Here is a 12456-nt window from a genome sequence, read left to right on the forward strand (position 1 = left end):
GAGGTGAAACAAGATGAACAACGGAGGCGAAGCAGCCGATCAGATGGTGCGGGAAGCCTTACAGGTTACCGAAGTAGCCATTAAGCTGTCTGCGCTGGGCATTAAAAACGCACTGGCCTTATCGCTGGCCTACGCCAAGGAAAATCCTAAAGTGAAAGGCAAAACCAGCCTTGACCGTCTGTTGCGGGAGGGCAAGGAACTAAAAATTATTGCCCTGCAAAGCAAAGACGTGGGACAGTTTAAGGAATTGGCAAAGCAGTACGGCGTCTTGTTCGCGGTCATCAAGGATAAGGCACAGAACGAAAAAGTTGACGTCATGTTCAAAGCTGAAGATGTCGCCAAACTGAACCGCATCTATGAGCAGTTGGGATATGCCATTCCCAAGGTCACTACGGCAGACCGAAAAAAAGACCCAACCCGCCGTCAATCCGGCGACAGCTTGTTGACGCGCGGGAAGAATCCTTTGGATATTGATCCACGCCCATCTGTGCGAGCCACAATTATGGCACTGAAAAATGCAGCGCAGAAGGCAGAACAGGCGCAGGAAAAAGTGCAGGATATTACTGCGAAGGAGGAGCGATAAATGTACGAACAGCGATTACCCATCGAGGAGTGGAAAGCCAAAAAGCAAGCCGAACTTAAAGAAACCATTGCGGCGCAAAAATCCGTATTGCAGGAAGTTGTGCAGGATGGCCAGCGCCTTGCCGACTATCTGTACGGCAGGGGGCGGCTTGGCAGCCATATCACATCCGGCAATGCAGCACTTGTGCTGCAAACCCTGCCGCAAGCGCGGGCCGTATTGACCGCCAAAGACTGGGATAAATTCGGGCGACGCGTAAACAAAGGGGCAAAAGGCATCCCGCAGCTTGTGCGCGTCAATGGTTATTATAATGTCGGCTCATTTTTCGATGTGTCCATGACCTACGGCAATAAGCCGTATCCGATTCCTGAAATCAAGCCGGAGCAGATGGACAAGGCCATCAAGGAACTGGAGCGCCTTTCCCCGGTCAACATCATATTTCAAAATGAGGGCGTTGTCGGGTACGATGCCGAGCAACACGCGATTGTGTTCCCAACGGCCATGCCGCAGCGTGAAGTGCTGGCACGACTGTCCGCCGAAATCGTCATTGCAACCGCAGAGCAGCACACGCCGGGTATCTCCCAAGCGCCCTATCTACAAAAAACGGCTATGGCAGTATCGGTGGAGTTTTGCGGGCGGTTTTCCCTGCCGATGCCCGATACCGCTGCCGCTGTTTTGGACGGGATGGATACCCACATTCCACCCGGCGAGGAACGCAAAACACTGGAAGAAATTCGGGAACTGTCTGTGACTATTGGAGACACTGTGGAAAAGGCACTCGGTTTGCAGCGCGGTCAGAGCGCACCGCAGCGGGATGAGGCCCGCTAAACATCATGCGCCCGAATAAGGACCGCCGCACAGAAATTATTCTGTACGGGCTGTTGCTGATACCGCTGCTGTTTACTGCCGCAGCGCTGGCACAGGCAACTGAACAGGCACAGGGGCTGGCAGAAATCACCGCAGTGTTGTCCGAAATTCTGCACACCCCATCCATGCTGCGCTGGTGCGCCAGCACTCCAAAATTCCTGCTGGCGGTGCTGGTGCTTTATCCATTGGCCGTCTACTGCTATATGCTCGACCAAGCAGATCGCCACCCCGGCGCAGAGCACGGCACGGCCAAGTGGGGCAGCGCCCACAGACTAAACATCAAGTACCGCAATACCAAAGACACCAAAGAAAATTACATTTTGACCGAGAATGTACGCTTCAGCACCGACAGCCACGCGCATAAACATAATCTCAACATTATCGTAATCGGCGGATCTGGCAGCGGCAAGACACGCTTTTATGTGAAGCCCAACGCGCTGCAACTGATTGGCTCATATCTATTTCTGGACCCCAAAGGGGAATTGACGCGCACCCTCGGCAGAATCATGGAAACGAAAGGTATCAGCGTGACAGTGCTTGACCTTGTGCATTTTCAAGGCCATTACAATCCGATGGCCTATCTCGAAACCGATGAGGACGCCATCAAGCTGGCGTTCGCCATTGTCAACAACACCAAACCCAAGGATGCCCCCAGCGGCGGTGATAAGTTTTGGGATGATTCTTCTGTGCTGCTGATCTCCGCACTGATTCTCTATCTCATGTACGAAGCCCCTGCCAGTGAGCAGAATTTTTCCACATTGATGTATATGATTCTGAATTGCCAAGTCAGCGAAAATGAAATGGTCGAGAACCCCTTGATGATGCTGTTTGGAGAACTGGAGCGCCGCGACCCGCAGCACCCCGCTGTCCTGCAATTCAAGTCTTTTATGTTGGGTGCGAAAAAGACGCTGCAATCCATCTTAATTTCGGCAGCGGCAAACATGTACATGTTCAACTCCCGCAAGTTTGCGGAAATGACTTCGCGCGATGAAATGTTCCTGCCGCGTATGGGGCTGGAGCAGCGGGCATTATTTATTGTTTTGCCCGACAATGATACAACTTTTAATTTCATTGCAACGATGCTCTACACGCAGCTTTTTGACCAGCTTTTTCGTTTGGCAGATTCCACGCCGGAATACAACGGTGCGCTGCCGGTTCATGTGCGGCTGATGATGGACGAGTTTGCAAATGTTGCCTTGCCCAAGAACTTCAAAAATATCTTGGCAGTGTGCCGCAGCCGAAATATCAGCTGTGACATTGTTTTGCAGAACATTGCCCAGCTAAAAAGCCTGTTCAAAGACGATTGGGAAGGCATAATCGGAAACTGTGACACCCTGCTTTACCTCGGCGGTAACGAGTACGGTACATACGAGTATCTTTCCAAAATTCTCGGCAAGGAAACCGAACGCACCAAAAGCCAAAGCATTGGCAAAGGCAGCCGGGGCAGCAGCAGCGACAGCCTGCAAACGGCGGGCCGTGAACTGTGTATGCCCGATGAAATCCGCCGTATGCGTGACGATGAGTGCCTGCTGCTGATGCGCAGCGAGGACCCGGTCATCGACAAAAAGTATAATCTGCTTCATCACCCGAATGTAAAATATACACCCGATGCAGGAGGTGAGCCTTATGTAATGCCGCCCGACTATATGGGTGACGCCGTCACTATCACAATGGACGCTGTTGCCGCAGCGACAGCACCCGAAATCACCGAAGAAATGTACGAACAGCTCGACTCCTTAGAAAAACACCCGGAGGAAAATTATTATGAAAATGAAGAAAACTTCTCTCAATACGACCAAGGTGACTGACCGCAAAATCAAGCGCCTTTATCTTGTGGCGGCGACGGTGGTTGCCGCTGCTTTTGTTATGGCCATGCCTGCCTTTGCAGATGATCCGCTGACGACCATCAACAATCTGAGCGACTTTGTGTTCAGCGCCATCAAAGCCATCGGCGCAATCCTGCTGGGCTTCGGCATCGTGCAAATCGGCCTTGCCCTCAAAGGCCACGATGCCAGCCAGCGGGCGCAAGGTTTTATGACGTTTTTTGGCGGCGTAGTCATTTACTTTGCAAAGGATATTCTTGATATGATTCTGTAAGCGATGCCGTCTCGTTGACTTTTATGCTAAATAAGCGTATAATGTTTAGCGTGAAAGTCAATTTAAGAGAAGGTGTGTGCTATGGATTCTACAACGAAGATTATAGAGTTGGCTTCCCAAAATAATGGCATCGTAACTGCTGCTATGATTTCTTCTGCCGGAATATCACGCGGAAGTTTGAAATATTTGGCCGATACAGGCCGATTAGATCAGGTCTCCCGTGGGGTATATACCCTGCCGGAAGTTTGGGAGGATGAATTTGTATCCATTCAAGAGCGATATAAGCGTGGTGTATTTGCATTGGATACCGCATTGTTTCTGCATGATTTGACTGACAGGACACCACACAAGTTTCACATGGCATTTCCCTATGGATATAATACATCCAGTCCAAAAGCAGCGGGAATTTTATGCTCTTGCAAGAAAGAGCCTTATTACAGTCTTGGAATCGCGCTGGTTGACACCCCTGCCGGAAATACAGTCCGGGCCTACAATGCAGAAAAAACCCTATGTGAAATTCTAAAGCCCATCAGCCACACGGATATTCAGATCATTACAGATGCATTCAAGCGGTACGCTGGCCGTAAAGATAAGAACATTCCTTTGCTTTCGGAATATGCTCATCAACTACGCGTAGAAAAGCGGCTGCGTCCTTATTTGGAGGTACTATTATGAAAAACGCTATGCAGCTGAAAGCTATTATGAAAAAGCTGGCGAAAGAAAACCAGATTTCCGCACAGCTTGTTCTGCAAAATTATATGCTGGAACGATTCTTGGAGCGGGTATCATTATCCCCGTATCGGGATAATTACATTATCAAAGGTGGCTTTTTAATTTCCTCTATGGTGGGGCTGAACTCCAGAGCGACAATGGATATGGATGCAACCATAAAGGGTTATCCAGTTACGCAGGATGCCGTCCAAAAAATGATAGAGCAGATTCTCACCGTTCCTGTTGACGATGACATCACATTTACATTCAAAAGCATTGGTGAAATCCGGGAGGGTGATGAATATACTGGATACCGCGTAGCTTTGACAGCCGATTTTCCGCCTATGGCAGTCCCCTTAAAGCTGGACATCACTACTGGCGATAAAATCACACCACGCGAAATTCAATATGACTACAAGTTGATGCTGGAAGATCGTCATATTCAAGTTATGGCATACAATTTGGCCACCATTCTGGCGGAAAAGCTGGAGACTGTAATATCTCGCAGTGACCAGAATACCCGGCCAAGAGATTATTATGATGTCTATATCCTTACCAAACTGCAAGCAGAAAATATAGACTTTCCCGCTTTAGGGGCGGCACTGATGGCTACAGCCAGTAAGCGAGGCTCTGATTCGATTTTGCAAGATTATAGAGCAATTGTGGAAGCGGTGCGAAACAGCGAGATTATGCGTAGGCAATGGGATAATTACCGAAAAGATTTCGACTACGCTTCCACCATCAGCTTTGATGAAGTGTGTGATGCAGTTGCTTCTACAATGGACACCCTAATAACAAACAATTTTTTTAATTAAGCTATGCAGTCGGCAGACTTTCTGTCGGCTGTTTTCTTTTATCTGAAAGTGGGTGAAAACTTGAATCAAAACTGGATCGTCGAAAATCTGAACAACGCCTTTTCTACATGGAATGGAAAGCTGGGTGAGTTATGGGGGCTGGTGACAACCGGCCCCCAAACTTTTAAGGGCGGCGCAGTGTGGAGCGTGATGCAGACACTGCACAATGGTATGGTTGGCATTGGCTATGCACTGGTCGTGCTGTTCTTTGCTATATCGCTATGCAAAAACACAATGAATTTTCACGAGTTAAAACGCCCCGAAGCTGCTATCCACTACTTTCTCCGCTTTGTGGCGGCAAAGGCACTTGTGGGATATGGCATGGACATTATGCTGAATGTGTTTTCCATCTGTAACGGCATCGTCACAGATATGGCCGACAGCATGGGCGGTATCTCAGAAGCTATGGTGTCGCTGCCCGCAGAAATGCAGACCGCTATCGAAAATGTGGGATTTCTCGCCAGCATACCGCTATGGCTCGTAACGATTCTCGGCAGCTTGTTCATTACGGTGCTTTCCTTTGTAATGATCCTTACCGTGTATGGTCGCTTCTTCCGTTTGTATATGTACACAGCGCTGGCTCCGCTGCCGCTGGCGGCTTTTGCGGGGGAAAGCACACAATCCGTGGGCATATCGTTTTTGAAAAGTTATGTCGGCGTGTGCTTAGAGGGTGCGGTCATTGTACTGGCCTGCGTGATTTACTCAGCATTTGTCGGTACGCCGACTGTGACAGGCGGCGAGGCAACCACTATTGTGTGGAGTTATCTTGCAGAAACAGTTTTCAATATGCTCGTATTGGTTGGCCTTATCAAAGGCTCTGACCGAATTATCCATGAAATGATGGGGTTGTAATATGCAAATTCCGATAAATAAAGAAATCCGCCATTACCAAGAGGAAATCTTTTTGGGGCTGAATCTGCGGCAGATGATTTGCTCCGGCGCGGCCATTGCCGTGGCAGTTGCGGTCTATTTGGGGCTGACCCCGCTGTTGGGTCATGAAACGGCGGGCTGGGTCTGCATTGTGGCCGCTGCGCCGATTGCAGCAGCAGGATTTTTCACTTATGACTGTCTGACCTTTGAAAAATTCCTGCTTGTTGTAATAGACAGCACAGTTATCAGAAACGATTGGCGGCTATGGAAAACCGACAACAAATATTGCAAAAAGAAAAAAGGTGATAAGCATTGAGACTAAGTGAGTACGCATCTACGCGAAAAACGCGCGGCAGCCATAAAATGCCGCGTTCGGTGCAGCAGAGCATCCCCATCGACAGAATCTATGCAGACGGTGTTTGGCAATCGGAAAATGTGTTCAGCTTGATGTGGCAAATCAGCGACATCAACTACGCCATGCAGAGTGACGCGGCCAAGCAGAATATTCTAACGCAGCTTGGCACGGTCTACGCGGGCATCCCCGCTGACTGCTGGATGCAAGTCTGCATCGTCAGCCAGCGCATGGATGAAAAAGCCTTTGCCCGTGATGTGCTGTACCACCGCGAGAACGACGGCTTTGATGCCCTCCGCGCCGAGCGTAACCGCCAAATCAAGGCCAACGCCCGCGAAAATGGAAATGTGGTGCAGCATAAATACATCATCGTGTCCACGAACAAACCCGGCGTAAAAGAGGCCCGCGAACGCTTTGTACAGGTGCAGGGGCATTTGCTGTCTGCATTTTCCGCCTTGGAATGTGCCGTCACGCCGCTGGACAACCGCGCACGGCTGGAGGTACTGCACAAGTTTTTCCGCATTTCCGAGGAGGGTCATTTTAACTTCGACTTTGATAATTGCGCCAAACTGGGGCAGGACTTCCGCGATTCTATCGCCCCGGACTGCATCCGCTTTTGCAAAAAGCATATTGAAATCGAGGATTTTTATGCCAAGTGCATGACGATCAGCGAGTACCCGCAGCAGCTTGATGATAAGTTTATCTCTGCTCTGCTCCAGCAAGTGCCATACATTGTGTTATCAATCGACATTGAGCCGGTGGAAACCGAGGATGCTTTCAAAGAAATTGACAATGCGCAGATGAAAACCGATGCCGAGAAAGTCCGTTTCAATAAGAAATCCGTGGAAAATCTGGACTTCACTTCCTCCGTACCGCAGCGGACGCAGGAGCAGGACCGCATCATTGCCAACATCCGCAAAGAAATGACGGAGAACGACCAGCAGATGTTTTTGAGCCTGCTCACCGTCACTTACTTTGCTGACACACTGGAAGATCTCGCGCTGGAAACCGATGCACTGAAAACCACGGCGGCAAACTATAACTGCCGATTCACCGAGTTGTATTTTCAGCAGGAACGCGCCTTTAACACGGCCATGCCTTACGGCTTGCGCCGCATCGAGAGTGTGCGCACGATGCTGACGAAATCGCTGACAGCACTTGTACCGTTCAATACGCAAGAAATTCTCACTCCGGGCGGCATCTGTTACGGCAGAAACGCCGTGACAGGCAATCTCATCATCGGGCTGCGCACTAGCCTTGTGAACGGCAATGCAATGGTTGTCGCTACCTCCGGCGGCGGTAAATCCATGTTTGTTAAGCTGGAAATTTTGATGCTGTATCTGCGGTTTACTAAGGCTAGATTCTATGTCGTAGATCCCGAAAATGAGTACGCGCCGCTTGTGCAGGAATTGGGCGGCGAGGTTGTGAATATCTCGGTGGACAGCGCTACGCACTTTAATCCGCTGGACTTCAAATACGATAAGGCAACGAAAATTCCTCCCCATGTTGCTAAGGCAGAATTTGTATTGAGCCTGTGTGAGCAGATAATGGGCAAGGAGCATATTCTGGCCGGTGATAAAAGTCTGATTGACGATGCCCTTGAAAACATCTATAAACCTTTGATGGAATCCAACTATACCGCGCCATGCCCGACCATCAAAGACTTGTGGATGGCACTGAACAATCAACGCGATAAACGGTCAAAGGAAATCGCGCTTGCATTGCGAATTTTCGCCACCGGCAGTATGCAAGCGTTCGCCCAGCCCACCAACGTGGACATGAGCAACCGCCTGATCTGCTTCAACATCCAGAGCTTGGGGGAACAGCTAAAGCCAGTTGCTATGCTGTCCATGTTGGAGTACATCAACACCGCCGTTATGAGCAACGAACGCAACGACCCCAAGGCCGCCACATGGGTATACTTTGATGAAATCTATCTGCTACTGCGCGATTCTTTGAGCGCCAATTTCCTGTACACAAGCTGGAAACGTTTTAGGAAGTACAACGCCTACGCCACCGGCATCACGCAGAATGTGCAAGACTGCCTAACCAATGACACAGCCTATGCAATGCTGGCAAACTCCGAATTTGTAGTTATGCTGCGTCAGACCAAGGACATTGACAGCGTAGTAGAACTGTACGGCTTGTCCGAGCCGCAGCGGAAATATTTGCTGTTGGCCCAACCCGGTGAGGGAATTATCAAGATGGGCAACAGCCTTATCCCATTCAATAACCCTCAACCGAAAGACACCAAAACATACAAATTACTCACGACCAAACCCGGTGAAATGGAGTGAATCCTATGAGTGAAAATGAAATCCGCGTGCTGTATGTGCAGCCCGGTAAATACCCGGAGGAACGCACGATTCCCAACACATTAAGGGCATTGCAGGAGCTTGTCGGCGGTGATATTGAATGTTGCCGTCCGTGGAGAGATAGCGTTTGCGTTATCTGCAACGACTCCGGGAAGATTGACGGTTTGCCGCCTAACCGGCTTTACGGACATACAGATTTTCTTGCAGGTTCTTTTGTGGTCTGCGGCAATGGCGGAGAAGACTTTATCAGTTTGACTGATAGACAGGTTTTCTTATATGAAAGGCTGTATCATAACCCTGTTGTCTTTCTCCCTACGCCGCATGGTCTACTGGCAATGAAATGTACCCCGGAGCAGTACGAGCAATTCCAGCGCGACGGCAACAAACTAAAGATCAGACCCATCGACCACGGGGAGCGCTAACCCCATGATTTTGCACAAACAAAAAGCGGGCTGCCGCCCGCCTTAGAAATAAGGAAACACGCCTGATATATAAAATAGGAGGATACCACCATGACCGAACCCAAGTTTATGACCCCTCCCCACCGTAGGGCATACTTAACCCACCTCAACCGCTGCAAGGCAATGGACAGCTACCACCGCGCACTGATTTACACCCTGACTGCCGTACCCGCACTCCGCAACAACATTGAAAGTTGCTTCGACTTTGAAAAAGATGAAATTAAGCCGGAATCACTGGCCGCCGGTTGGCAGACCACCGGCACAACGAAACTGACTCGTTTTGCCTATAACCTTTGGAATGGGTACGATGACAAATCTTGTACGCCCTATGACCTGTTCGACTGCTCCTTTGCACCGTATATGTATGAGGCGGTGAAACTGCGTTACCCGGAATACACACGCCAGTTGGACGATGTGGTGATCGACGATGCCCGGAATTAAAGCAAAGCGCAAGCAGCTTGTGCGCAAAACACTTATGCGGGCCAAGGCGCAGGGGGAACGCGCCGCCGAGCAGCGGCAGGAATCACCCGAAGAATACGCACAAACCGAGGTGCAGCAGGGCATTTCCGGCGCGGTTGACCGTGTAAACGGCACAACGCAAAGCACCGCCCGCATGAGTTACCGCAAGTTTCGTATGATGCAGGAGCGGCGCAGAAAGGTGGATATACAGGACAGCGCCGCAACTACGCTAAAGCCGCCTGAAAAAGAACAAGTCATTGTTCCCACACAGACCGAACGCCGGGAAATGTTCAAAAAGCAGCGTTTCCGCCAAAAGGCCGTTGCAGCCAAAAAGTCCGCGCCGCAAGCCCCCGCACTGCCCGCTGATATTCTTGCACCAACACTGCCGCACTACCGCGCCCAAATGCAGCGCTTAAAGCGGCAGCACCTGACCCGCGAGGCTGTGCGCCGCTATCTGCAAAAGCAGACGACTGCCACAGCGGCGGGCAATACCGCTCCCATCGTTACCCACGCACCCAAGCTGCCCACAATCAGCAATAAACAAGCCACGGTTGAAGCAATCAGCCGTGGCGTTCATTATATCGCAGCCAAAATCAAAGCCCTGCTCTCCCAAACTGTGCGGCGCGCCGCGCAATCGCTGCTGGCGCTACTTGGCGCAGGCGGCGTGGTGCTGTTGCTGGCGATGGTCATAGGCGCGGCTGCGGCGGTGATCGGCTCACCGATGGGCATCCTGTTTGCGAATGAATCCGGCGATCCCAACAGCATCCCTATTGCCGAAATCGTAGCCGACACCAACGCCGACTTCGGCACGGCGATCAACGACATTGTGTCGGCGCACCCGGAGTGCAGCGAAACCACCATCACCTACGACTACGAGGACGGTCACACTTGGGCGAGCTACTGGCCGGAGGTGCTGGCCATCTTTGCAGTACATACCAACCTCAACTCTGATAGCGACGTTGTCGTTATCAATGCCGCCCAAATGCAGCGCATCCAAGACACCTTTTGGGCTATGCACGAGATCACCTACGAGGTCGAAGAAGTAGACACCACTCCCGAACCCACCGAGGACGACCCCGACCCGGAGCAGCAGACCGACTATATTTTGCACATCACCGTCAGCAGCAAAACTGTGGATGAACTGGCCGAGTTGTACAATTTCACCCAAGACCAAAAAGACATTTTGCACCAGCTGCTATCCGAGGAAATGCGCCCCAGCCTGCTTGCTCTGTGCGGCGGGATTGCTGTTGCCGATGGCGAGTTGTGCTGGCCGCTGCCGGGGCACACTTATATATCCTGCCACTTCGGGGAAGTGGACGCCTTCGGCAATGCCGGGCATCGCGGCACAGATATTCCCGCACCGGAGGGAACACCCATCTTGGCTGCCCACAGCGGCACGGTGCTGGTCAGCGGCTGGAACGACAGCTACGGCAATCAGGTGCTGCTGGATAACGGCGCTGGACTTTCCACGCGGTACGCCCATATGACGCAAACTGCCGTTACCGCAGGTGAAGCGGTAACGGCAGGGCAGATTATAGGTTATGTAGGCAGCACCGGCGACAGCACCGGCAACCACCTGCATTTTGAGGTGATGCAAAACGGCGTGAGAATGAACCCCTTGGAGTTAGTGTTCGCACAGTAGTCTGCAACATGATTTTGGGTTTATTTAATAAGATACCCATATTAAGCGCTATATCGACTAGGGTATTCCTCCGATTTGTCACTGCTTACCCGTTAGCTTGAACCAGCACTGGGTCATTCCATTCAAATATACTAACGGTTCTGGCTGGGATAGCAATAGAGACAGGTTCTCAAACCAATGCCATAGGACCGACACAAATTGGCAAGTCAACGCAACAAAGCGCGCTTGTCTATCGGGTCGAGGATATTGCCCAAATGCTGTCCATCAGCCTGCGGGCAGCTTATACACTGTGCAACACAACAACGGATTTCCGTGTGCTGCATATAGGTACTTCGATCCGAGTCAGCAAGGCCAGCTTTGACGCATGGCTTGCCCGCATTGAGGAGGCTTAACTATGGCATACATCAACAAACGCGGCGACGGCTAACACTCGATTTGAAGCCAGGCAGCGGCAGTTCTAATTTGCAGACCTCTGCAAAGATTCAACGCATCAAGATTTGCACCCGCCCACTCCGTAGGCTTCGACCAAGGCGTTGATCAGCACCCACGCAAGCGCCGCAGCGGCGAGTAGCCGGAGCACCGGCACCCATTGCCCCCTAAGTTTAGGCCTGTACGATACCCCATACAGCGCTTCAGAACTGGGGGCAAAGCTGCTTTTCCTGTGTATTTTCACTCTCATGAAGATTGCAGAATCACTTTTTGTGGATAAACAGACATGACGAGGCTTATATCGGAAGTGGAAAGGTTACTCCATTCCGTATTGCGAAAAGCATCCTTATGGAGTCCAATCGCCATTGCGAGTTCTTCGGTTTCACCTACGGATAGCTGCGACGGCTTTTTTGCCAGAGGGTTCAGCGATTCGAAAATTTCCGGGGAAACCAAATTTCGCCAGCCATCTTTTTCCGCTCCGCAATAATCAAAACGATAGTATGTCAACAATGGGGAATCCGACACCTTCGTCACAGATATATGAAACAGTGCGTACTTTTCTGACAGGGAATCCGAAAAAATTGATTCCCGATCGATGTTATATTCCTGTAAAAATGCTTCCCCGTCAACAATTTCAGCACCGATCAATTCTATTTTCAGACCATTCCACTCGATAGGCTTTTGCGGATACCCATAACAATCCTCGGTTGCCAAATAAGAACCATTTAAGCGTGTGATTCTCAGGCCGATTGCGAAAGAGAGAACCAGCAAAAGGAGCAAAAGCAGAATCGCACGATGATGAAGTCGTTTGTTTTTCAC

General features: G+C 50.7%; 13 protein-coding genes and 1 pseudogene. 13 read left to right on the plus strand and 1 reads right to left on the minus strand.

Annotated elements, in window-relative coordinates:
- Positions 1 to 13 precede the first annotated feature (13 nt).
- The 13 genes and pseudogenes from OGM67_08660 to OGM67_08720 all read left to right on the plus strand — a co-directional run bounded on the left by OGM67_08660 (position 14) and on the right by OGM67_08720 (position 11600).
- Positions 14 to 583, plus strand: a complete 570-nt coding sequence (locus tag OGM67_08660; protein ID UYJ33661.1) for a PcfB family protein — start codon at positions 14 to 16, stop codon at positions 581 to 583.
- Positions 584 to 1408 carry a hypothetical protein gene (locus OGM67_08665; protein UYJ33662.1) on the plus strand — a complete coding sequence of 275 codons (825 nt, stop codon included), beginning with the start codon at positions 584 to 586 and terminating at the stop codon, positions 1406 to 1408.
- 5 nt (positions 1409 to 1413) lie between these two features.
- Complete coding sequence (locus OGM67_08670) at positions 1414 to 3255, plus strand: type IV secretory system conjugative DNA transfer family protein (GenBank protein UYJ33663.1); 1842 nt, start codon at positions 1414 to 1416, stop codon at positions 3253 to 3255.
- Entirely contained in the window at positions 3212 to 3544 is a 333-nt protein-coding gene (locus tag OGM67_08675; protein UYJ33664.1) for a TrbC/VirB2 family protein, read from the plus strand. The genes OGM67_08670 and OGM67_08675 overlap by 44 nt, the downstream gene beginning before the upstream one ends.
- An 81-nt stretch (positions 3545 to 3625) precedes the next feature.
- A complete protein-coding gene (locus OGM67_08680) occupies positions 3626 to 4219 on the plus strand; it encodes a type IV toxin-antitoxin system AbiEi family antitoxin domain-containing protein (protein UYJ33665.1) in 594 nt (197 codons plus the stop codon).
- The gene (locus tag OGM67_08685) at positions 4213 to 5070 is read left to right on the plus strand and encodes a nucleotidyl transferase AbiEii/AbiGii toxin family protein (GenBank protein UYJ36214.1); all 858 of its coding nucleotides are present in this window, start codon (positions 4213 to 4215) and stop codon (positions 5068 to 5070) included. Before OGM67_08680 ends, OGM67_08685 begins: the two co-directional genes overlap by 7 nt.
- Positions 5071 to 5130: 60 nt before the next feature.
- On the plus strand, positions 5131 to 5961 hold the full coding sequence (locus tag OGM67_08690; GenBank protein UYJ36215.1) for a hypothetical protein: 831 nt from the start codon (positions 5131 to 5133) through the stop codon (positions 5959 to 5961).
- A gap of 1 nt (position 5962) precedes the next feature.
- On the plus strand, positions 5963 to 6295 hold the full coding sequence (locus tag OGM67_08695) for a PrgI family protein (GenBank protein ID UYJ33666.1): 333 nt from the start codon (positions 5963 to 5965) through the stop codon (positions 6293 to 6295).
- Positions 6296 to 6342: 47 nt separating this feature from the next.
- Positions 6343 to 8628: an ATP-binding protein gene (locus OGM67_08700; GenBank protein UYJ33667.1), complete on the plus strand. Its 2286-nt coding sequence runs from the start codon at positions 6343 to 6345 to the stop codon at positions 8626 to 8628.
- 5 nt (positions 8629 to 8633) lie between these two features.
- On the plus strand, positions 8634 to 9068 hold the full coding sequence (locus tag OGM67_08705; protein UYJ33668.1) for a DUF3846 domain-containing protein: 435 nt from the start codon (positions 8634 to 8636) through the stop codon (positions 9066 to 9068).
- Between the two features lie 90 nt (positions 9069 to 9158).
- Positions 9159 to 9548 carry a DUF6075 family protein gene (locus tag OGM67_08710; GenBank protein ID UYJ33669.1) on the plus strand — a complete coding sequence of 130 codons (390 nt, stop codon included), beginning with the start codon at positions 9159 to 9161 and terminating at the stop codon, positions 9546 to 9548.
- A 1225-nt stretch (positions 9549 to 10773) separates the two neighbouring features.
- Positions 10774 to 11187, plus strand: a pseudogene (locus OGM67_08715) (M23 family metallopeptidase).
- A gap of 275 nt (positions 11188 to 11462) precedes the next feature.
- Positions 11463 to 11600 carry a hypothetical protein gene (locus OGM67_08720; GenBank protein UYJ33670.1) on the plus strand — a complete coding sequence of 46 codons (138 nt, stop codon included), beginning with the start codon at positions 11463 to 11465 and terminating at the stop codon, positions 11598 to 11600.
- Positions 11601 to 11883: 283 nt separating this feature from the next.
- Here the strand turns inward: OGM67_08720 and OGM67_08725 are convergent, their stop codons facing one another.
- Positions 11884 to 12456, minus strand: coding sequence for a hypothetical protein (locus OGM67_08725; protein UYJ33671.1), 573 nt, complete (start codon positions 12454 to 12456; stop codon positions 11884 to 11886).

This window comes from Oscillospiraceae bacterium (assembly GCA_025757985.1).
GTDB lineage: Bacteria > Bacillota > Clostridia > Oscillospirales > Ruminococcaceae > Gemmiger.

What these genes read in the sequence shown, in the direction of transcription:
- OGM67_08660 (UYJ33661.1), top strand. Translation starts at nt 14, where the DNA reads ATGAACAACGGAGGCGAAGCAGCCGATCAGATGGTGCGGGAAGCCTTA.
- OGM67_08665 (UYJ33662.1), top strand. Translation starts at nt 584, where the DNA reads ATGTACGAACAGCGATTACCCATCGAGGAGTGGAAAGCCAAAAAGCAA.
- OGM67_08670 (UYJ33663.1), top strand. Translation starts at nt 1,414, where the DNA reads ATGCGCCCGAATAAGGACCGCCGCACAGAAATTATTCTGTACGGGCTG.
- OGM67_08675 (UYJ33664.1), top strand. Translation starts at nt 3,212, where the DNA reads ATGAAAATGAAGAAAACTTCTCTCAATACGACCAAGGTGACTGACCGC.
- OGM67_08680 (UYJ33665.1), top strand. Translation starts at nt 3,626, where the DNA reads ATGGATTCTACAACGAAGATTATAGAGTTGGCTTCCCAAAATAATGGC.
- OGM67_08695 (UYJ33666.1), top strand. Translation starts at nt 5,963, where the DNA reads ATGCAAATTCCGATAAATAAAGAAATCCGCCATTACCAAGAGGAAATC.
- OGM67_08700 (UYJ33667.1), top strand. Translation starts at nt 6,343, where the DNA reads ATGCCGCGTTCGGTGCAGCAGAGCATCCCCATCGACAGAATCTATGCA.
- OGM67_08705 (UYJ33668.1), top strand. Translation starts at nt 8,634, where the DNA reads ATGAGTGAAAATGAAATCCGCGTGCTGTATGTGCAGCCCGGTAAATAC.
- OGM67_08710 (UYJ33669.1), top strand. Translation starts at nt 9,159, where the DNA reads ATGACCGAACCCAAGTTTATGACCCCTCCCCACCGTAGGGCATACTTA.
- OGM67_08720 (UYJ33670.1), top strand. Translation starts at nt 11,463, where the DNA reads ATGCTGTCCATCAGCCTGCGGGCAGCTTATACACTGTGCAACACAACA.